The following is a 20,822-nucleotide window of genomic DNA, read 5'->3' as shown; positions in this document are numbered from 1 at the left end:
GTACGAAACAAAAGAAACGCCGGCATAGCTCAGTTGGTAGAGCAACTGACTTGTAATCAGTAGGTCCACAGTTCGAATCCGTGTGCCGGCACCATCTTAAAGTTTTGTAGTGTAAGTAGTAAAAGAGCAGCACTGAAGTAAGTGTAAAAGGTGGGATTCCCGAGCGGTCAAAGGGAGCAGACTGTAACTCTGCCACGTAAGTTTCGAAGGTTCGAATCCTTCTCCCACCACCATTAAATACTTCGAAAGTGAATAGTACCAACCTTAAGCGGGAGTAGCTCAGTTGGTAGAGCGGCAGCCTTCCAAGCTGCATGTCGCGAGTTCGACCCTCGTCTCCCGCTCCAATCGAATATTTATTTTGCTCTTATAGCTCAGCGGTAGAGCACTCCCTTGGTAAGGGAGAGGTCTCGAGTTCAAATCTCGATAAGAGCTCCAGATTACAGTTTAGTAGATTACTCTACATAGTTCCCCAAAAGCAGGCTTATTAGTCTGCTTTTTAAGTATTTAGGTGTCTAGCTTTTTAGGCGATTGTCGATACTGAGTTGTTTTGACCCGTGTTCGACGTAAACGAGGAAGATCATCATGGCTAAGGCTAAGTTTGAACGTAATAAGCCACACGTAAACGTGGGTACAATTGGTCACGTCGACCATGGTAAAACAACTTTAACAGCTGCGATTGCAACTGTATGTGCTAAACAATTTGGTGGCGAAGCGAAAGACTACGCTGCAATTGACTCTGCACCAGAAGAAAAAGCACGTGGTATTACAATTAATACTTCGCACGTAGAATACGACTCTCCAGCTCGTCACTACGCGCACGTAGACTGTCCAGGTCACGCCGATTATGTTAAAAACATGATCACTGGTGCTGCTCAGATGGATGGTGCAATCCTTGTATGTGCTGCGACTGATGGTCCTATGCCACAGACTCGTGAACACATCCTTTTGTCTCGTCAGGTTGGTGTACCTTATATTCTTGTATTCCTTAACAAGTGTGACCTTGTTGATGATGAAGAATTACTTGAATTAGTAGAAATGGAAGTTCGTGAACTTCTTTCTACTTATGACTTCCCAGGTGATGACACTCCAATCATTCGTGGTTCAGCACTTGCTGCACTTAACGGTGACGAAGGTCAGTATGGTGTTCCTGCTGTTCTTGCTCTTGTTGAAGCGCTTGATACTTATATTCCACAACCAGAACGTGCAATCGATAAAGCATTCTTAATGCCAATCGAAGATGTATTCTCTATCTCTGGTCGTGGTACGGTTGTAACAGGTCGTGTTGAAGCTGGTATCGTTAAAGTTGGCGAATCAGTTGAAATCGTTGGTATTAAAGATACAGTAGTGACTACTGTAACTGGCGTAGAAATGTTCCGTAAATTGCTTGACGAAGGTCGTGCTGGCGAGAACTGTGGTGTTCTTCTACGTGGTACTAAGCGTGAAGACGTTCAACGTGGTCAAGTACTTGCTAAACCAGGTACAATCAAACCGCATACTAAGTTTGATGCTGAAGTATACGTGCTTTCTAAAGAAGAGGGTGGTCGTCATACTCCATTCCTTAATGGTTACCGTCCACAATTCTATTTCCGTACAACTGACGTAACTGGTGCGATCCAATTACAAGAAGGCGTGGAAATGGTTATGCCTGGTGACAACGTAGAAATGTCAGTAGAATTAATCCACCCAATCGCAATGGACCCAGGTCTACGTTTTGCGATCCGTGAAGGTGGTCGTACGGTTGGTGCTGGTGTAGTTGCTAAAGTAACTGTGTAATAAGTTTAAAAGATGCTCATACCGAGAATTGCGATTCTCGGTATGTTTTTATAAAGGTTAGTAGTTCAATTGGTAGAGCGTCGGTCTCCAAAACCGAATGTTGGGGGTTCGAGTCCCTCCTGGCCTGCCAGATTATTTTTTAATAAAAAAGCTTGATGCCGGCTAAATTGTCATATAATAAGTCGCGAAACCTACGACGAGTACAAAAATGTCGAATGATAAATCACGTGACGCCATGGGCGACGCAGCAATTCCTCAAAGAAATAATTCAGCTGAAGTAGTTGGTTCTGATTCTCCACTCGATATTATTATGTGGATAATTGCATTGGCTTTGATCATTGCTGCACTTATGGTGAATCAGTTTTTGCCTGGATATTGGGCGCCAGCAAATAATATTTGGGTGCGCATAGGGGTAATTATTGCTTGTATCGTTGGGGCTTTGGGTTTATTATACGCCACCCATCAAGGCAAAGGCTTTGTTCGTTTGCTTAAGGATTCGCGTATAGAACTACGTCGAGTGACTTGGCCAACGAAACATGAAACAGTAACTACTTCATGGCAGGTTTTACTAGTCGTTGTTGTTGCTGCAATCGTTTTGTGGTGTTTTGACTACTTAATTGGTTGGTTTATGAAGTTTATTATCGGGTAAGAGAGCTATGAAACGTTGGTACATTCTTCATGCCTATTCAGGTTATGAAAAACAAGTGATGCGTTCACTTAATGATCGAATCCAGCGTAGCGCTGTTGCTGATAGTTTTGGTGAAGTCCTCGTTCCTACCGAAGAAGTGGTGGAAATGAAGGATGGTAAGAAACGTAAGTCAGAGCGTAAATTCTTTCCAGGCTATGTATTGGTCGAAATGGAAATGAATGATGATACTTGGCATATCGTCAAAGAATGTCCAAAAGTATTGGGTTTCATTGGTGGTACAGCAGAAAAACCTGCGCCAATTACGCAAAAAGAAGCTGATGCGATTCTTGCTCGTGTACGCAATACTGGTGAAGCACCTCGTCCTAAGACAATGTTTGAGCCAGGCGAAGAATTATTAGTTACAGATGGTCCATTCACAGACTTTAAAGGTGTGGTGGAAGAAGTCTTGTACGAGAAGTCACGTTTAACGTTGACGATTAATGTATTTAATCGACCAACTCAAGTTGAATTGGAATTTCGCCAAGTCGAAAAAACAATTTAATTTCAATTGGTTGGAAAAACGCCCGATTTATCGGGCATTATTATTATAACAATGATTTATCGTTGTTATACGTAGACTTGGGGAGCCTAGCGGCGTCTGTACCCAGAGGTAATTTGAAATGGCTAAGAAAATTGACAGCTATATCAAGCTGCAAGTTCCAGCTGGTAAAGCAAATCCATCTCCACCGATTGGTCCTGCATTGGGTCAACGTGGTGTTAACATCATGGCATTCTGTAAAGAATTCAATGCTGCGACACAAAAAGTTGAAGTTGGTCTTCCAATTCCAGTTGTGATTACTGTGTATAACGATAAATCGTTTACATTTATCATGAAAACTCCTCCTGCTGCGATTCTTCTTAAGAAAGCTGCGGGTATTCAAAAGGGTTCAGCTGTACCTAACAAAACTAAAGTTGGTAAGTTGACTCGCGCTCAGTTGGAAGAAATTGCGACTACTAAAGAACCAGATTTAACTGGTGCTGATTTAGACGCACGTGTACGTACCATTGCTGGTTCTGCGCGTTCTATGGGCTTGGAAGTGGAACTATAAGACATGGCTAAGTTAACTAAACGTCAAAAAGCTATTGCTGCTGCTGTTGAAGCTCAAAAAGTTTACACTTTGGAAGAAGCGGTTCAGGTTCTTAATGAACTTTCAGCTGTTAAATTCAAAGAATCTATGGATGTATCGGTAAACTTGGGCGTTGACCCACGTAAATCTGATCAAGTTGTTCGTGGCGCGACTACACTTCCTGCAGGTACTGGTAAAACTGTACGTGTTGCTGTGTTTGCTCAAGGCGCTGCTGCTGAAGCAGCTAAAGCTGAAGGCGCGGACATCGTTGGTTTTGATGATCTTGCTGAAAGCATTCAAGCGGGTAACTTGGACTTTGATGTTGTAATCGCAGCTCCTGACGCTATGCGCGTTGTAGGTAAGTTGGGTACAATTCTTGGTCCACGTGGTTTAATGCCTAACCCTAAAGTTGGTACTGTAACTCCTGACGTAGCGACTGCAGTTAAAAATGCAAAAGCTGGTCAAGCGCGTTACCGTGTTGACAAAGGTGGTATCATCCACGCTGCGATTGGTCAAGTTGGCTTTGAAGCTGCTGCGATCCGTCAAAACCTTGAAGCTCTTGTAGCTGACCTTAAGAAAGCAAAACCTGCGACTTCTAAAGGTATTTATATCAAGAAGATCACTTTGAGCTCGACTATGGGTCCTGGTTTGATCGTTGATGTAGCAAACGTTACTAAATAATTTTACGTTTCGTAAAATTATTACAGAATTTTAAAGCCCTGAGCAATATTTGAAGTAGTGCTTCAAATATTGCGCAAGACATCCGGCTTCGGAAATCTTGCAAACTTAGGCAAACTTTGAATTGATAAATTTATTTATCAGCGTCAAAGACCTCGGGCGAGGAGGGTTCTTCGGAGCTTTCTTCTTAAAATTTCAGTCCGAGTAGACGCGGTGGTGTGATTTATTCCTCCTCCGCGTGTAAGTCAAATCTTTGTTGACTTACGAATTGGGAGTGTACTCGTTTGAGTACATAAATCACTGTTAGGAGGATTTACAATGGCTCTTCTTATAGAAAGCAAAAAACAGATCGTTGCTGAAGTGGCTGAAACTGCTTCTACAGCTTTCGCTGCCGTTGTTGCTGACTACCAAGGTTTAACTGTTGGGCAATTAACTGCTCTTCGTGTTGAAGCTCGTAAACTAGGTGTTGCTACACGTGTTGTACGTAATACTTTGGCTAAACGTGCTCTTCAAGATACGCAATTCGCTATTTTGAATGACAACCTTGTTGGCCCAACAATCTTAGCATTCTCAACTTCTGAAGACGATATGGGTGCAGCTGCACGTTTGTTCGAAGAATTCGCTAAAACTAACAAAGCATTTGAATTAAAAGCTGCTGCATTTGACGGCAAACTTTATCAAGGTGCGGACATTAGTGTTATCGCAAATCTTCCGAACCAAGAAAAAGCGCTTACTATGCTCGCATCTGTTCTTCAAGCTCCTATTTCGAAATTGGGCCGCTTACTTACAGCGCTTCAAGAGAAAAACGAAGCTCCAGAAGTTACAGAAGCTTAAATCTACTTTCACACCATTCAATACCCATTTGGAGTTACTCTCATGGCTTTAACAAACGAAGAAATCCTAAACGCAGTTGCTGAAAAAACTGTTCTTGAACTTGTTGAACTTATTTCTGCTTTCGAAGAGAAATTCAACGTATCTGCTGCTGCTGTAGCTGTAGCTGCTGGTCCTGCTGCTGCTGCTGCTGAAGAGCAATCAGAATTCAATGTTGAATTGACTTCTTTTGGCGCGAACAAAGTAGCTGTAATTAAAGCAGTTCGTGAAGTTACTGGTCTTGGCTTAAAAGAAGCTAAAGACATGGTTGAAAGCGCTCCAGCTATCCTTAAAGAAGGCGTTTCTAAAGAAGAAGCTGCTGACCTTAAAGCTAAGCTTGAAACTACTGGTGCTACAATTACTGTTAAGTAATTTGTGCAGGAGTCGATTTTTTTATAATCGGCTCCAAAAATGGCTGATGGCTCTTGGGTCATCAGCCTTTTTGCGTTACAATAACCGGCTGAATTTTAAGTTGATAGACGAAAAATCGTCAATTTTAAAAATAAACAAGTTAAATCAAATGCTTACCAATATTTTTCACTATTAAAAATATTGTTAAGCGTTTTAATACCACCGAAAAATTGCAGCATTTGTAAAGGTGGTGGTCATATCGACCTGCGTAATTCCTTCTGAGCCCGTTCTGCAGGCGGGCTTAGTTTACTTTCCGAGGACTCCAGATGGCATACTCATATACCGAAAAGAAACGGATCCGTAAGAATTTTGGTAAATTGCCCCAAGTGATGGATGCTCCGTACCTGCTCGCGATTCAAGTCGACTCGTACAGAACATTCCTACAAGGCGGTAAAACTCCAAAAAATCGCGAAGATATCGGTCTCCAAGCGGCATTTCGTTCAGTGTTTCCAATTGAAAGTTATTCTGGCAATGCTGCTTTAGAATTCGTTGAGTATAGTCTTGGTAAACCAGAATTTGATGTGCGCGAATGTATTCTTCGTGGCTCAACTTTTGCGGCACCAATGCGCGTAAAAATTCGTTTGATCATTAAAGATCGTGAAACGAAATCAATCAAAGACGTTCGTGAACAAGAAGTATACATGGGTGAAATGCCACTCATGACCCAAAATGGTACTTTTGTGATCAATGGTACAGAGCGTGTAATTGTATCTCAGTTACATCGTTCACCAGGCGTATTCTTTGATCATGATAAAGGTAAGACACACTCAAGTGGTAAGGTGCTTTATTCTGCACGTATCATTCCTTACCGTGGTTCATGGTTAGATTTTGAGTTTGATGCTAAAGATTTAGTTTACGTTCGTATCGATCGTCGTCGTAAATTGTTAGCCACGGTTGTTCTACGTGCTCTAGGTTATAATAACGAACAAATCCTAGATATGTTCTATGAAAAAGTGCCGGTATACCTGGATATGGGTAGCTACCAAATTGACCTCGTACCTGAGCGTCTACGCGGTGAAATGGCACAATTCGACATTGCTGATAATGATGGCAAGGTGATTGTTGAACAAGGTAAGCGTATTAATGCACGTCATGTACGTCAAATGGAAGCATCTGGCTTAACTAAGCTTCCAGTACCTGATGAATATTTATATGAGCGTATTGTTGCTCAAGATGTACCTTTACATAATGGTGAAGTCATTGCTGCAAATACAGTACTGAGCCATGAAGTGATGGTGCGTTTGGCTGAAGGTGGTGTTAAACAATTTAACCTACTGTATACCAACGACATCGACCGTGGTTCATTCGTTGCTGATTCTCTACGTGCGGATGCGACTGAAGGTCGTGAGCAAGCACTGGTAGAAATCTACAAAGTGATGCGTCCAGGTGAGCCACCAACGAAAGAAGCAGCTGAAAACTTATTCAATAACTTGTTCTTCTCAACAGAGCGTTATGATTTATCGCCTGTAGGTCGTATGAAGTTCAACCGTCGTTTGGGTCGTCCTTACGAAGTTGGAACAGATCAGAAGTCACGTGAAGTTGAAGGTATTCTTTCAAATTCAGACATCATTGACGTACTTAAAACACTCGTTGAAATCCGTAATGGTAAAGGCGAAGTAGATGATATCGATCATTTAGGTAACCGTCGTGTACGTTCTGTTGGTGAAATGACAGAGAATCAATTCCGTGTTGGTTTGGTTCGTGTTGAACGTGCTGTTAAAGAGCGTTTAAGCCAGGCTGAAACAGATAACTTGTCTCCGCAAGATTTAATCAATGCGAAACCAGTTGCTGCTGCAATCAAAGAATTCTTTGGTTCAAGTCAATTGTCTCAGTTCATGGATCAAAATAATCCATTGTCTGAAATTACACATAAACGTCGTGTATCAGCGCTTGGGCCTGGTGGTTTGACACGTGAACGTGCTGGCTTTGAAGTACGTGACGTACATCAAACTCACTATGGTCGTGTATGTCCAATTGAAACGCCAGAGGGTCCAAACATTGGTTTGATCAACTCGCTTTCTGTATATGCAAAAGCCAACGATTTTGGTTTCTTAGAAACTCCATATCGTAAAGTTGTTGATGGCCAAGTTACACTCGATATCGAATATCTTTCTGCGATTGAAGAAGTGGGTACTGTGATTGCACAGGCCGATTCTGCATTGGATCAAGATGGTCGTTTGGCTGAGGAATTTGTTTCTGTACGTCATCAAGGTGACTTTGTTCGTATGCCACCTGAAAAAGTGACGCATATGGATGTATCTGCACAGCAGGTTGTTTCTGTTGCAGCATCACTTATTCCATTCCTTGAACACGATGATGCCAACCGTGCATTGATGGGTTCAAACATGCAACGTCAGGCTGTACCGACTTTGCTTGCTGACAAGCCTCTTGTTGGTACAGGTATGGAAGCGAACGTAGCGCATGACTCAGGTGTATGTGTTATTGCACACCGTGGCGGACGTATCGAGTTTGTTGATGCGTCTCGTGTGGTTATTCGTGTTAATGAAGATGAAATGATCGCGGGTGAAGCAGGTGTAGATATCTACAACCTGATCAAATATACACGTTCAAACCAAAATACTTGTATTAACCAAAAAGTTCTTGTGAACTTGGGTGATAAAGTTGGTCGTGGCGATGTATTGGCTGATGGTCCATCAACGGATGGTGGTGAATTAGCTCTTGGTCAGAACATGCGCGTTGCGTTCATGACTTGGAACGGTTACAACTACGAAGACTCGATCTTACTTTCTGAGCGTGTACTTCAAGAAGACCGTTTAACCTCAATTCACATTCAAGAATTATCATGTGTAGCACGTGATACTAAATTGGGTGCGGAAGAAATCACTGCGGATATCCCGAACGTAGGCGAAGCTGCACTGTCTAAGTTGGATGAGTCAGGTATCGTTTATATCGGTGCCGAAGTGACTGCGGGTGATATTCTTGTTGGTAAAGTAACCCCTAAAGGTGAAACGCAATTAACACCTGAAGAAAAATTGCTTCGCGCAATCTTCGGTGAAAAAGCGGCTGACGTGAAAGATTCTTCTTTACGTGTTCCATCGGGTACTAAAGGTACCGTCATTGACGTGCAAGTATTTACACGTGATGGTATTGAGAAAGATGAACGTGCTCAAGCGATTGAGAAAGCTCAACTTGATGCTTACCGTAAAGACTTGAAAGAAGAATACAAAATCTTTGAAGAAGCTGCACGTGAACGTATTGTTCGCTTGTTGACTGGTCAAGAATCGAATGGTGGTGGTACAACTAAACGTGGCGACAAACTTTCTGAAGAGTTGTTATCTGGTTTAGAGTTTGTTGATCTACTTGAGATTCAACCGACTGATGAAGGTATTGCTGAGCGTTTAACTCAAATTCAAGTGTTCTTAAAAGAGAAGAGCATTGAAATTGATGAGAAATTTGCTGAGAAAAAACGCAAACTTTCTACAGGTGATGAGCTTACAACTGGTGTATTGAAAGTTGTTAAAGTGTATTTGGCTGTAAAACGTCGCATCCAACCGGGTGATAAAATGGCCGGTCGTCATGGTAACAAAGGTGTTGTCTCTAACATCTTACCAGTCGAAGACATGCCACATGACATCCATGGTGTTCCTGTCGATATCGTACTTAACCCATTGGGTGTACCGTCACGTATGAACGTGGGTCAGATTCTTGAGACTCACTTGGGTATGGCAGCAAAAGGTCTTGGCGAAAAAATTGACAAGATGTTGCAACAACAACGTACTGTTGCTGAATTGCGTATCTTCTTAGACAAGATTTATAACAAAGTTGGTGGCGAGCAAGAAGATCTTGATAGCTTAACTGATGATGAAATCTTAGCGCTTTCTAAAAACTTGCGTAAAGGTGTTCCTTTAGCAACGCCAGTATTTGATGGTGCTGATGAAAGTCAAATCAAAGAGTTGCTTGAGCTTGCAGACATCCCACGTACAGGTCAAACCGTCTTGTATGATGGACGTACAGGTGAGCGTTTTGACCGTCCTGTAACTGTTGGTTATATGTACATGCTGAAATTGAACCATTTGGTTGATGATAAAATGCATGCACGTTCTACTGGTTCTTATTCTCTTGTAACGCAACAGCCATTGGGCGGTAAAGCTCAGTTTGGTGGTCAGCGTTTCGGTGAGATGGAGGTCTGGGCACTTGAAGCATATGGCGCAGCGTATACGTTGCAAGAAATGCTTACAGTTAAATCGGATGACGTTGAAGGCCGTACTCGCATCTATAAGAATATTGTAGATGGAAACCATTATATGGATCCGGGCATGCCTGAATCGTTCAACGTATTGACCAAAGAGATCCGTTCTTTAGGTATCAACATTGAACTGAAAAATGGTGACTAAGCTTTAGGCTTAATCCAAATTTTCAGGAAAAAACAATATTTGTGACCCAGTCGGGGAGTGAAAAGCTCCTCGACACACGGAGAAAAAAATTGAAAGACTTGCTCGATATCATGCGCAAAAAGACGGATTCAGACGGTCATGCTCCAGTAGAGTTTGATCGCATCCGTATTGGTCTTGCGTCACCAGAAATGATTAAGTCATGGTCTCATGGTGAAGTTAAAAAACCTGAGACGATTAACTATCGTACCTTTAAACCAGAACGTGACGGTTTATTCTGTGCCAAAATTTTTGGACCAGTAAAAGATTACGAATGCTTGTGTGGTAAATACAAGCGTATGAAATACAAAGGCGTCATTTGTGAAAAATGTGGCGTTGAAGTAACGACTGCAAAAGTTCGTCGTGAGCGCATGGGTCATATTGATCTTGCATCTCCAGTGGCGCACATTTGGTTCTTGAAATCATTACCATCTCGTATCGGTCTATTATTAGACATGACTTTACGTGATATTGAACGTGTATTGTATTTCGAATCATACGTTGTAACTGATCCGGGTATGACTCCAATGGAGAAATACCAACTTCTTAATGATGAAGAATACTTCACTGCATTAGAAGAACATGGTGATGAATTCAGCGCGAAAATGGGTGCAGAAGCGATTCAAGACTTGTTGAAAGACATCGATCTTGAAGCTGAAATTGCTCGTTTACGTGAAGAAATTCCACAAACAACTTCAGAAACGAAGCTTAAGAAAGCTTCTAAACGTTTGAAGTTGATGGAAGCATTCAACGACTCGAACAACAAACCAGAATGGATGGTGTTGACTGTACTTCCAGTTCTTCCACCTGATCTTCGTCCGTTAGTTCCACTTGAAGGTGGTCGTTTCGCGACTTCTGACTTGAACGATCTTTATCGTCGTGTGATTAACCGTAACAACCGTTTAAAACGTCTTTTAGACCTTGCTGCTCCAGACATTATCGTACGTAACGAAAAACGTATGTTACAAGAGTCTGTAGATGCATTGTTAGACAATGGTCGTCGTGGTCGCGCAATCACAGGTTCAAACAAACGTCCGTTGAAATCTTTGGCAGATATGATCAAAGGTAAACAAGGTCGTTTCCGTCAGAACTTGTTGGGTAAACGTGTCGATTATTCTGGTCGTTCGGTAATTACCGTTGGTCCTACTCTACGTTTACACCAATGTGGTCTTCCAAAGAAAATGGCACTTGAATTATTCAAACCATTCATCTTTGCAAAACTACAAGCTTCAGGTCAAGCAACCACCATTAAAGCTGCGAAGAAAATGGTTGAGCGCGAAACTCCAGAAGTTTGGGACGTTCTTGCTTCTGTGATTCGTCAACATCCAGTGATGTTGAACCGTGCGCCAACACTTCACCGTTTAGGTCTTCAAGCATTTGAACCTATTCTGATTGAAGGTAAAGCGATTCGTTTGCATCCGTTGGTCTGTGCTGCGTTTAACGCCGACTTCGACGGTGACCAAATGGCGGTACACGTACCATTAACCATTGAAGCTCAGTTAGAAGCTCGTGCGTTAATGATGTCGACCAATAACATCTTGTCACCTGCGAATGGTGAGCCAATTATCGTACCTTCTCAGGACGTGGTCTTGGGCTTGTATTACATCACTCGTGATGCAATCAATGTCCAAGGTGAAGGCATGGTGTTTGCGGACACGGATGAAGTCAACCGTGCATTGGCAACAGGTCAAGTGAACTTACACGCTCGCGTTAAAGCACGTGTACACCAGACTGTAATTGATGAAGATGGTAATCGCGAACAGCAAACGATTATTGTAGATACGACTCCAGGTCGTTGCTTACTTTGGGAAGTTGTTCCTGAAGGGATGGATTTCCAACAAATCAACGTTGAGATGACTAAAAAGAACATCTCTAAATTGATTAACTCTTGCTACCGTAAATTAGGTCTAAAAGATACCGTTATCTTTGCGGATCAATTGATGTACTTGGGTTTCCGTCAAGCGACTCGTTCAGGCGTTTCGGTGGGTATGGAAGACATGCTTATTCCACCACAAAAACAAGCAATTATTGAAAAAGCAGAAGTTGAAGTTCGTGAAATTGAACAACAATTCGAGCAAGGTTTCGTAACTGCTGGTGAGCGTTATAACAAAGTCGTCGATATTTGGGCACGTACCAATGACCAAGTCGCGAAAGCGATGATGGACAACTTGTCTTTTACTACTGTTAAAAACAAACAGGGTGAAGATGAGAAGCAAAAATCATTCAACAGTATCTACATGATGTCTGACTCGGGTGCCCGTGGTTCGGCAGCTCAGATTCGTCAGCTTGCGGGTATGCGTGGTTTGATGGCGAAACCAGATGGTTCGATCATTGAAACCCCAATTAAAGCAAACTTCCGTGAAGGTTTGACAGTACTTCAGTACTTCATCTCAACACATGGTGCGCGTAAAGGTTTGGCCGATACAGCACTTAAAACAGCGAACTCAGGTTACTTGACTCGTCGTTTGGTTGACGTTGCACAAGATTTAGTAATTACAGAACCAGATTGCGGTACTTTAGACGGTTTAGTGATGACACCATTCATTCAAGGTGGTGATGTTATTGAAAACCTTGGTGCACGTGTATTAGGTCGTGTGGTTGCTGAAGATGTGAAACGTGTTGGTTCTGACGAAGTTCTACTGCCACGTAATACTTTAATTGATGAAAAACTTGCTGCATTTATTGAAAATGCGGGTGTAGATGAAATTAAAGTACGTTCAGTTGTAAACTGTGCGTCTACCTTTGGTGTATGTGCAAAATGTTATGGTCGTGACTTGGCTCGTGGTCATCAGGTAAATCCTGGTGAGTCTGTGGGTGTTATGGCTGCACAATCAATTGGTGAACCGGGTACCCAGTTAACCATGCGTACATTCCACGTGGGTGGTGCTGCAAGCCGAACTTCTGCTGCAAATAGCGTTCAAGTACGTAACAAAGGTACAGTACGTTTCCATAACGTAAAAACTGTACAACATGCCAAAGGTCACTTGGTATCTGTTTCGCGTTCAGGTGAAATTGGTATTGCCGATGATTTAGGTCGTGAGCGTGAACGTTACAAACTGCCATACGGTGCATCAATCTTGTTGAAAGATGGTGAAGCTGTTGAAGGCGGTGGTATTGTTGCAACTTGGGATCCGCATACACATCCACTTGTTACGGAAGTAGCAGGTAAAGCACGTTTCAGCCAAATCGCTGATGGCGTGACTGCAACATCAAAAACTGATGATGCAACAGGTATGACCTCTACCGAAATTTTACCAGTAACGGCTCGTCCAGCTTCTGGTAAAGATTTACGACCTGCAATTGTGTTAGATACAGTTGATGGTGGTGAGCAATTCTACTTCTTGCCACAAAATACCATTGTGACCGTCCGTGATGGCGAAACGATTGGTGTGGGTGACGTTATTGGTCGTGTACCACAAGAAACTTCACGTACACGTGATATTACCGGTGGTCTACCACGTGTAGCGGACTTGTTCGAAGCACGTAAACCGAAAGAGCATGCAATCTTGGCTGAAATTTCAGGTGTTGTAAGCTTCGGTAAAGAGACCAAGGGTAAGAATCGTCTTGTGATCACTCCGGATGATGGTTCTGAAATTTATGAAGAACTGATTCCGAAATGGCGTACCATGAACGTGTTTGAAGGCGAACATGTAAACCGTGGTGAAACCGTTTCCGATGGTCCGCAAAACCCGCATGACATCTTACGTTTGAAAGGCGAAGTTGCGCTTACGAACTATGTTGTAAATGAAGTGCAAGACGTTTACCGTCTCCAAGGTGTAAAAATCAACGATAAGCATATTGAAGTCATCGTACGTCAAATGTTGCGTAAAGTTGATATCACTGATGGTGGTGATACTAGCTTCATTAAAGGCGAACAAGTTGAGTACATCCGCGTGGTTCAAGAGAATCAAGCAGTATTGGCTCAGAACAAGTTCCCTGCGAAGTTTGAACGTTTATTGATGGGTATTACCAAAGCATCGCTTTCTACTGACTCGTTCATCTCTGCTGCATCGTTCCAGGAAACCACTCGTGTGTTAACTGAAGCGGCCGTAACAGGTAAAGAAGATGAGTTACGTGGCTTGAAAGAGAACGTTGTTGTAGGTCGCTTGATTCCGGCAGGTACGGGTCTTGCATACCACTTAGAACGTCGTCGTCAAGAAGCTGAAGCTGCAGAGCATGAGCTTGTAAATGACTTCTCTGATGTAGACCAAGCATTCTCTCAAGCATTAAACGAAGATTCTTTCTAAGTTTAATGTTTGAAATAAAAAAGGCGCCTTAGGGCGTCTTTTTTTATATTTTTATAAAATTCAAATGTATAAAAATTTTAAAAGATTGAATTTGGTAAAAGTAACAAAAAATACTTATTTAAACCATTAAACAGGAATAAGCTAATAACTAAAGATAATGAGGAAGTCATCCAATGAAAAAAATTCTTGTGGTTTTATTATGTAGTACCTTTCCACTCATGGCATTAACGGGTTGTACAAATATGTCTGGGAATGAAAAGCGGATTGGTACAGCAGCATTAGGTGGTGCGGTCGGTGGTGGTCTTGGAAATCACGTCGGTGGAGGTTTAGGGGCAGCAGTTGGTGCTGGTGGTGGTGCCGCAGTTGGTAGTAAAGCGCAAAATGGTTCGAACCGTAATGCAACATATAGTGGTGTAGGAGCAGGTATAGGCTCCGTGCTTGGTAAAGGGATTTTTGGTGGTGATGCTGGTGCAGCCATTGGTGGTGCGATTGGTGGCGGAGCTGGTGCAGCCATAGAACAAAATAAATAAGTAAAAAAGCGCGTTCAGCGCTTTTTTTATATCTGAAATTTAAAAGATTGAGTTTGTTTTGGGCAAATAGAGTGTATTTTTTGAAGTTCAAGAAAATAGATCGATTATGGGGATGTGAACTGCCATCAACGTGAGTGCTGAACAAATGATGCTTGCCTAGGTTAAATGCATGTTGATATAAACTGTATAATTTTAAGATGTTGCTTGAGTAAAAAATTGCTAGAAAGGGATTGTCTGTATCTGTTGGATAATTTTTGACATGGTCAATTCTAGTTTTCTATTTTTAAATCATAATAAATAACAAAGTGACATATGGTATTGATCAAGATGATGCCAGTTACAACAAATGAATAATCAAGACTAAAAACAAATAGGTGACTCAATGCACGCTCAAACTCATTGGATTCCAACTCAAGATGGGCAAAAACTCTATGCCAAAACTTGGGGGGATCAAAATAAAACAGCCATGGTTTTGGTGCATGGTTATCCCGATAACCAAGAGGTTTGGGAGCCGATTATTGAACAGTTGGTGCATGATTTTTATATTATTACTTACGATGTGCGTGGGGCGGGACAATCCAGTGTGCCCAAGCGAATTCGTGATTATGCTTTAGCACGTTTATCTTTAGATTTAGAATGTGTCGTGGATGCTTTACTTCCCAATCGTCACTTTCACTTAGCGGCTCATGATTGGGGCTCGATACAATCTTGGGAGTCAGTGACTGAACCGAAATTTAAAGATCGTATTCAATCTTATACGACGATATCGGGGCCATGTTTAGATCATGCTGCATTTTGGATGCGCGATCAATTTACCCATGAAAAACGTAAATTTTTCAAACAACTGGTCAAATCTTGGTATATCGTGGCTTTCCAATTGCCGCTCCTTGCACCGACGGTCTGGCATTTTTTTAGTCCAGAGCGATGGGGCAAGGTATTAAGTCAATTAGAAAAAACACAAGGTTTACCATTGAATCCAAGCATTTCTGCAGATGGCCAGCATGGTATTGGATTGTATCGAGCCAACTTTATTCCACGTTTAATTCGACCAAGGCAACGTTTTGCAATTTGTCCTGTACAAGCACTGGTATTAAAACGAGATAACTTTGTAAGCCCTGAATTGATTGATGAAATGCCAAAATGGGTGAATGATTTTGAACGCGTTGAAGTGGATGCTAATCATTGGGCGGTACTAAGTCGTCCTCAAGAAATTGCTCAATATATCAAAACATTTGCCCAAAAAAAATCAGTATAAGCGGTATTTAAACGGGCATAAAAAGTGGTATATCACCACTTTTTATTATGCGTGAAACAGGACAGATGAGTAAATTAAAAGATTAATCTCTGATAAAATACCTCTTTTTTTCAAAACCCTTTTCTTATGATTGCAATTATCGCTGCTATCGTGGTCATGTTCGGGCTTTCTTTAGCTCGTGTACCTGTTGTTTTTGCACTCATTATTGGTGCCCTGACTGGTGGACTATTGGCTGGTTTAGGCCTTCAGGGGACTTTGGAGGCATTTAATAATGGTTTGGGTGGTGGCGCTAAAATTGCTTTAGCTTACGGTGTGCTAGGTGCTTTCGCTTTGGCTTTGGCACGTTCAGGGTTACCTGATTTACTGGCTTATAAGTTGATTCAAACTTTAAAAGCAGATAGTGATAGTAAATCGCAAAATAAAGTGAAATATATCATTTTTGTGACCATCGCTTTAGCTGCTGTCTCTTCTCAAAATTTAATTCCTGTACATATCGCATTTATTCCAGTATTAATTCCGCCTTTATTGGGGGTATTCAATCATTTAAATCTTGATCGACGCGCAGTAACTTGCTTATTAACTTTTGGTTTGTGTGCAACGTATATGCTGATTCCTGTCGGGTTCGGTGCAATTTTTCTAAATGATATTTTGGCGCAAAACATTAATATCTTTGGTAAACCGTATGGGTTTGTGATTAATAATGAACAAATTCCGTATGCGATGATGATTCCTGTATCAGGCATGTTTGTGGGTTTGTTGGTTGCATTATTTATCAGTTATCGTAAACCACGTTATTACCAAGACATTCAAGTTGAAGAAAAAGTTCACAGCATCACAGGTGAAATGACCGCCGATGAAGCGGATGATACCGTGCCGAAAATTGCTAAATTCACGATATTTATGGCTGCTTTTGCAGTGATGGCAACACTAACGGTGCAATTGTATTCAGATTCCATGATTCTTGCAGGATTGGTCGGTGTGGCGATTTTGAGTTGTGCGGGCATTTTTAAATGGAAAGAAGCGGATGATGTCATTATTACCGGTATGCGGATGATGGCATTGGTCGGCTTTATTATGATTGCTGCACAAGGTTTTGCTGCGGTTATTGAAGCTACGAATCAAGTGCCTGCCTTGGTTGAGGCATCTGTTCATTTGATTGGGGATAGTAAGGCTTTAGCTGCTTTCTTAATGTTGCTGATTGGTTTGCTGATTACTTTAGGTATTGGTTCTTCTTTTTCGACAGTGCCTATTTTAGCAATTATTTATGTACCACTTTGTATTCAATTTGGTTTTAGCCCGATGGCGACGATTGCGATTATTGGTACAGCCGCTGCTTTGGGGGATGCGGGTTCACCTGCCTCAGATTCAACTTTAGGCCCGACTTCTGGCCTGAATATGGATGGACAACATGACCATATGAAAGATAGTGTTATTCCGACGTTCTTACATTTTAATATTCCATTATTGGTGTTTGGGTGGATTGCAGCAATGGTGCTTTAATTCAAATTAATATTTTTATGTCTTGGGTTTAGTTTAATTTCACCTAGAATATTAATAGATGTATTTTAAATGACTATTAAAGGGTGGATTATAATAAAACCAAGTTTAGCACTCAGATATAATAAAAATATTGATTAACATAGTTGGTTTTTTAAAACCAACTATGTTGGTCTGATTAAAATAAATATATATTATTATCAATTGTTTATAAATAAATACAAATAACGTAAATTAATATTTGTTGCATATTAATTAAACTCATGTCTATTATTAATAAATGTTTATTTTTTGTTGTCTTTATTCTTCCTTGGGGTGTTTGAAATGTTAAAAAAAACTGCTTTTATTCTATTGTTGGGAATGTCTGCTTCGGCAATGGCGGGGCAATGGCAAGTGAAAGTTGGGGCTTCAGCCATCGCATCAACCAATGATACGAGTATTGCTCCTGGTGTTGTGGTTAAGGCCGATAATGAGCTGGCATTTACGCCATCAGTTGAATATTTTTTTGGTGATACGCCATTTTCTGCTGAATTATTATTGGCAACGCCCGTGAGCCATGATGTTTTATTGAATGATACCAAAGTGGCAAAAATTAAACATTTACCACCGACAATTACCGCAAAATATAATTTTAAAAATATGACCCGCTTTACTCCCTATGTGGGTCTTGGTGGTACCGCATTTATTGCGTGGGATGAAGAAGGGGTAGCCAAAGATGTTAAAGAAGCCTTTGGTGTCGCGGGTCAAGTGGGCTTTAACTTCCAACCTGCAGATGCAAAAAACTGGGGTGTTTATGTGGATGTACGTTATGCTCAATTGAGTCCAGAAGTCACTTTGGTTGATGGTACTAAGTTTGATTTAGATATTGATCCAATTGTGTATACATTGGGTTATAGCTATAAATTCTAATTTCAAAAATAATCGTTAAAAAACCTCAGAGATATACTGAGGTTTTTTTTATTGCGGTATGATTAAAATAATTGAAGAAATTTGATTAGATAGAGTTTAATGCTTCGCACGATTCCTTCATTGAACTGGAATTAATGATATGAAAAAAATAATTTTTACCTTCATAACTTTTAATTTATTGCTTGTTTCTTTGAATATTCATGCCGCGAGTTTTAAGTGTGAATGGGCAAAAACTAAAACAGAAAATGCAATATGTGAACATCGGTCTTTAAATGATGCAGATGTTAAAATGGCGACAACCTATAATATTGTTCGCAAACTGGTCGCGATGGGCACCCGAGGTGTCATTCAGGATCAGCAAGTGAAATGGCAAGAATTGCTTGATCAATGCCAAGATAATGTTGCGTGTTTAACGGATGTTTATAAAATGCGTCAGCAAAAACTCGATATCTATATGAACCATATTTATCAGCAAGGTCCTTTTTAATAAAAAATTTGATTTTGCTATTGAAAAATCAACGCCACACTCCAATTCATTAAGCATTCGATAACAAGATTGTGATGTATTTAAGGAGTGATTTATGAGCGAACAGAGTACACAAAAACATAGTTTTCAAGCTGAAGTGGCACAGCTGTTACATTTAGTGACGCATTCTCTTTATTCAAACCCAGATATTTTTCTACGTGAATTGATTTCTAATGCCTCGGATGCGTGTGACAAACTACGTTTTGAAGGTATCAATCATCCTGAATATTATGAAAATGATCCGGACTTGCATGTTCGCGTTAGCCTAGATAAAGAACTTAAAACCATTACTATTTCAGATAATGGAATTGGTTTGAGTCAACAAGAAGCAATTGATCATTTAGGTACCATTGCAAAATCAGGTACCAAAGATTTCATGTCGAAACTCTCTGGTGATCAAAAAGCCGATGCGCAACTGATTGGCCAGTTTGGTGTTGGTTTTTATTCAGGTTTTATTGTTGCTGAAAAAATTACCGTGGAATCACGTCATGCAGGGCTTCCAGCATCTGAAGGTGTTCGCTGGATTAGTGCAGGTACAGGTGATTTTGAAGTTGAGCAAATCAATAAAGCATCACGTGGTACCGATATTATTCTACATTTACGTGATGATGCACTTGAGTATTTAGAGTCGCACAAAGTTAAACAGATTATTAATAAGTATTCTGATCATATTAGCTTGCCGATAGAAATGCAGAAAGAAGTTTGGCAACAAGAAGAAGTTGCTGAAGGGGAAGAGTCAAAACCGGGTCAAATGGTCAAGACGGATGAGTGGGAAGTCATTAACTCAGCCAGTGCTTTATGGACACGTAATAAGAATGAAATTACAGAAGAGCAGTACATTGAGTTTTATAAAAACTTAACCCATGACTTTGATGCACCATTGGCTTGGGCGCATAACCGTGTTGAAGGTAGTACTGAATATACGCAGTTATTGTATGTTCCGAGCAAGGCTGCAAGTAATATTTTCACTCGTGAAGCCAAAGCGGGCATTAAACTGTATGTAAAACGTGTCTTTATTATGGATGAGGCGGACAACCTTATTCCAAATTATCTACGTTTTGTGCAAGGTGTGGTTGATAGTGCAGATCTTCCTCTGAATGTGAGTCGTGAGCTGTTACAAGAAAGCCGTGATGTTAAAACTATTCGTGAAGGTAATGCCCGTCGTGTCTTAACCATGTTGGATGGTTTGACAAAATCAGAAGATGTTGTTGATCAGGAAAAATTCAAAACTTTCTATGCTGAATTTGGTTCAGTACTGAAAGAAGGCTTAGGTGAAGATCAGAGCAATCGTGAACGCATTTTAAAATTACTTCGCTTCTCGACGTCGACCAGTGATGAAATTTCAACCTCATTGGCCGATTACAAAGCGCGAATGAAAGAAGGGCAAAAAGCGATTTATTATGTGACTGCAGATAGCTTAAATGCTGCAAAAAATTCACCACAATTGGAACTGTTTAAGAAAAAAGGCATTGAAGTTCTATTGATGGCTGATCGTGTGGATGAATGGGCGATGGAATTCGTGCATGAATTTGACGGTACACCAATGCAAAACGTCTCTAAAGGTGCTGTTGACTTAGGCGACTTGCAAGATGCTGAAGAGAAGCAAGCACTGGAAGCGGCTGCTGAACAATTTAAGCCTGTTGTAGAGCAGCTTACAGCCGCTTTGAAAGCCAAAACAAGTCAAGTCCGTGTTACCACGCGTTTAGTCGATTCGCCTGCTTGTTTAGTGACGAGTGAAGGCGAGTTGTCGCCACAATTGGTGCGGATGTTGAAACAGGCAGGACAAGCTGTTCCTGAAAGTAAGCCAATTTTGGAAATTAATCCGGAGCATCCTTTGGTGCAAAAATTACAAGGTTCTGCTCAATTTGACGATTTAGCCAATGTGATTTTTGATCAAGCGGTGATTGCAGAGGGCGGTTTACCTGAAGATCCTGCTGAATATGTAAAACGCATTAATAACTTATTATTGAAATAATATTG

Annotated in this window: 15 protein-coding genes and 5 tRNA genes; all 20 read left to right on the top strand. The window is 41.1% G+C overall.

Translation table 11 applies throughout. The annotated features are described in order from the left end of the window. Positions 1-18: 18 nt before the first annotated feature. The 20 genes from B9T28_RS00805 (at position 19) to htpG (ending at position 20,817) form a co-directional block, all read left to right on the top strand. Positions 19-94 (top strand) — tRNA-Thr (locus B9T28_RS00805). A gap of 55 nt (positions 95-149) precedes the next feature. After that, positions 150-233, top strand: a tRNA-Tyr gene (locus B9T28_RS00800). A gap of 35 nt (positions 234-268) precedes the next feature. Then, positions 269-344: transfer RNA gene (locus B9T28_RS00795), tRNA-Gly, on the top strand. A gap of 16 nt (positions 345-360) precedes the next feature. Further along, positions 361-435, top strand: a tRNA-Thr gene (locus B9T28_RS00790). A 147-nt stretch (positions 436-582) separates the two neighbouring features. After that, entirely contained in the window at positions 583-1,773 is a 1,191-nt protein-coding gene (gene tuf, locus B9T28_RS00785; protein WP_086202068.1) for an elongation factor Tu, read from the top strand. Between the two features lie 54 nt (positions 1,774-1,827). Continuing rightward, positions 1,828-1,903: transfer RNA gene (locus B9T28_RS00780), tRNA-Trp, on the top strand. Positions 1,904-1,981: 78 nt separating this feature from the next. Continuing rightward, positions 1,982-2,422, top strand: a complete 441-nt coding sequence (gene secE, locus B9T28_RS00775) for a preprotein translocase subunit SecE (RefSeq protein ID WP_086202067.1) — start codon at positions 1,982-1,984, stop codon at positions 2,420-2,422. A gap of 7 nt (positions 2,423-2,429) precedes the next feature. Then, positions 2,430-2,963: a transcription termination/antitermination protein NusG gene (nusG, locus tag B9T28_RS00770; RefSeq protein WP_086202066.1), complete on the top strand. Its 534-nt coding sequence runs from the start codon at positions 2,430-2,432 to the stop codon at positions 2,961-2,963. 118 nt (positions 2,964-3,081) lie between these two features. After that, a complete protein-coding gene (gene rplK / locus B9T28_RS00765; RefSeq protein WP_086202065.1) occupies positions 3,082-3,510 on the top strand; it encodes a 50S ribosomal protein L11 in 429 nt (142 codons plus the stop codon). A gap of 3 nt (positions 3,511-3,513) precedes the next feature. After that, complete coding sequence (rplA, locus tag B9T28_RS00760; RefSeq protein WP_086202064.1) at positions 3,514-4,209, top strand: 50S ribosomal protein L1; 696 nt, start codon at positions 3,514-3,516, stop codon at positions 4,207-4,209. Between the two features lie 315 nt (positions 4,210-4,524). Next, a complete protein-coding gene (rplJ, locus tag B9T28_RS00755) occupies positions 4,525-5,040 on the top strand; it encodes a 50S ribosomal protein L10 (RefSeq protein WP_086202063.1) in 516 nt (171 codons plus the stop codon). Positions 5,041-5,082: 42 nt separating this feature from the next. After that, positions 5,083-5,448, top strand: a complete 366-nt coding sequence (gene rplL / locus B9T28_RS00750; protein ID WP_086202062.1) for a 50S ribosomal protein L7/L12 — start codon at positions 5,083-5,085, stop codon at positions 5,446-5,448. Between the two features lie 305 nt (positions 5,449-5,753). Continuing rightward, positions 5,754-9,842: a DNA-directed RNA polymerase subunit beta gene (gene rpoB, locus B9T28_RS00745; RefSeq protein ID WP_086202061.1), complete on the top strand. Its 4,089-nt coding sequence runs from the start codon at positions 5,754-5,756 to the stop codon at positions 9,840-9,842. Positions 9,843-9,931: 89 nt separating this feature from the next. Then, positions 9,932-14,125 carry a DNA-directed RNA polymerase subunit beta' gene (rpoC, locus tag B9T28_RS00740; RefSeq protein ID WP_086202060.1) on the top strand — a complete coding sequence of 1,398 codons (4,194 nt, stop codon included), beginning with the start codon at positions 9,932-9,934 and terminating at the stop codon, positions 14,123-14,125. A gap of 173 nt (positions 14,126-14,298) precedes the next feature. After that, complete coding sequence (locus B9T28_RS00735; RefSeq protein WP_086202059.1) at positions 14,299-14,655, top strand: YMGG-like glycine zipper-containing protein; 357 nt, start codon at positions 14,299-14,301, stop codon at positions 14,653-14,655. A gap of 382 nt (positions 14,656-15,037) precedes the next feature. Next, a complete protein-coding gene (locus B9T28_RS00730; protein ID WP_086202058.1) occupies positions 15,038-15,910 on the top strand; it encodes an alpha/beta fold hydrolase in 873 nt (290 codons plus the stop codon). Positions 15,911-16,036: 126 nt separating this feature from the next. Then, a complete protein-coding gene (locus B9T28_RS00725; protein ID WP_086202057.1) occupies positions 16,037-17,410 on the top strand; it encodes a Na+/H+ antiporter family protein in 1,374 nt (457 codons plus the stop codon). Positions 17,411-17,731: 321 nt separating this feature from the next. After that, the gene (locus tag B9T28_RS00720) at positions 17,732-18,316 is read left to right on the top strand and encodes an OmpW/AlkL family protein (protein WP_086202056.1); all 585 of its coding nucleotides are present in this window, start codon (positions 17,732-17,734) and stop codon (positions 18,314-18,316) included. A gap of 139 nt (positions 18,317-18,455) precedes the next feature. After that, a complete protein-coding gene (locus B9T28_RS00715) occupies positions 18,456-18,803 on the top strand; it encodes a lysozyme inhibitor LprI family protein (RefSeq protein WP_086202055.1) in 348 nt (115 codons plus the stop codon). A 94-nt stretch (positions 18,804-18,897) separates the two neighbouring features. After that, a complete protein-coding gene (gene htpG / locus B9T28_RS00710; protein WP_086202054.1) occupies positions 18,898-20,817 on the top strand; it encodes a molecular chaperone HtpG in 1,920 nt (639 codons plus the stop codon). Positions 20,818-20,822: the final 5 nt, after the last annotated feature.

Source organism: Acinetobacter silvestris, assembly GCF_002135235.1.
GTDB classification, from domain to species: domain Bacteria; phylum Pseudomonadota; class Gammaproteobacteria; order Pseudomonadales; family Moraxellaceae; genus Acinetobacter; species Acinetobacter silvestris.
The sequence above is the reverse complement of the archived record's forward strand: the minus strand, read 5'-3'. Positions and strand labels throughout refer to the sequence as shown.

Excerpts from the sequence above, each read along its gene's own strand:
- tuf (WP_086202068.1), top strand. The coding sequence starts at position 583 with ATGGCTAAGGCTAAGTTTGAACGTAATAAGCCACACGTAAACGTGGGT.
- secE (WP_086202067.1), top strand. The coding sequence starts at position 1,982 with ATGTCGAATGATAAATCACGTGACGCCATGGGCGACGCAGCAATTCCT.
- nusG (WP_086202066.1), top strand. The coding sequence starts at position 2,430 with ATGAAACGTTGGTACATTCTTCATGCCTATTCAGGTTATGAAAAACAA.
- rplK (WP_086202065.1), top strand. The coding sequence starts at position 3,082 with ATGGCTAAGAAAATTGACAGCTATATCAAGCTGCAAGTTCCAGCTGGT.
- rplA (WP_086202064.1), top strand. The coding sequence starts at position 3,514 with ATGGCTAAGTTAACTAAACGTCAAAAAGCTATTGCTGCTGCTGTTGAA.
- rplJ (WP_086202063.1), top strand. The coding sequence starts at position 4,525 with ATGGCTCTTCTTATAGAAAGCAAAAAACAGATCGTTGCTGAAGTGGCT.
- rplL (WP_086202062.1), top strand. The coding sequence starts at position 5,083 with ATGGCTTTAACAAACGAAGAAATCCTAAACGCAGTTGCTGAAAAAACT.
- rpoB (WP_086202061.1), top strand. The coding sequence starts at position 5,754 with ATGGCATACTCATATACCGAAAAGAAACGGATCCGTAAGAATTTTGGT.
- B9T28_RS00735 (WP_086202059.1), top strand. The coding sequence starts at position 14,299 with ATGAAAAAAATTCTTGTGGTTTTATTATGTAGTACCTTTCCACTCATG.
- B9T28_RS00730 (WP_086202058.1), top strand. The coding sequence starts at position 15,038 with ATGCACGCTCAAACTCATTGGATTCCAACTCAAGATGGGCAAAAACTC.
- B9T28_RS00725 (WP_086202057.1), top strand. The coding sequence starts at position 16,037 with ATGATTGCAATTATCGCTGCTATCGTGGTCATGTTCGGGCTTTCTTTA.
- B9T28_RS00720 (WP_086202056.1), top strand. The coding sequence starts at position 17,732 with ATGTTAAAAAAAACTGCTTTTATTCTATTGTTGGGAATGTCTGCTTCG.
- B9T28_RS00715 (WP_086202055.1), top strand. The coding sequence starts at position 18,456 with ATGAAAAAAATAATTTTTACCTTCATAACTTTTAATTTATTGCTTGTT.
- htpG (WP_086202054.1), top strand. The coding sequence starts at position 18,898 with ATGAGCGAACAGAGTACACAAAAACATAGTTTTCAAGCTGAAGTGGCA.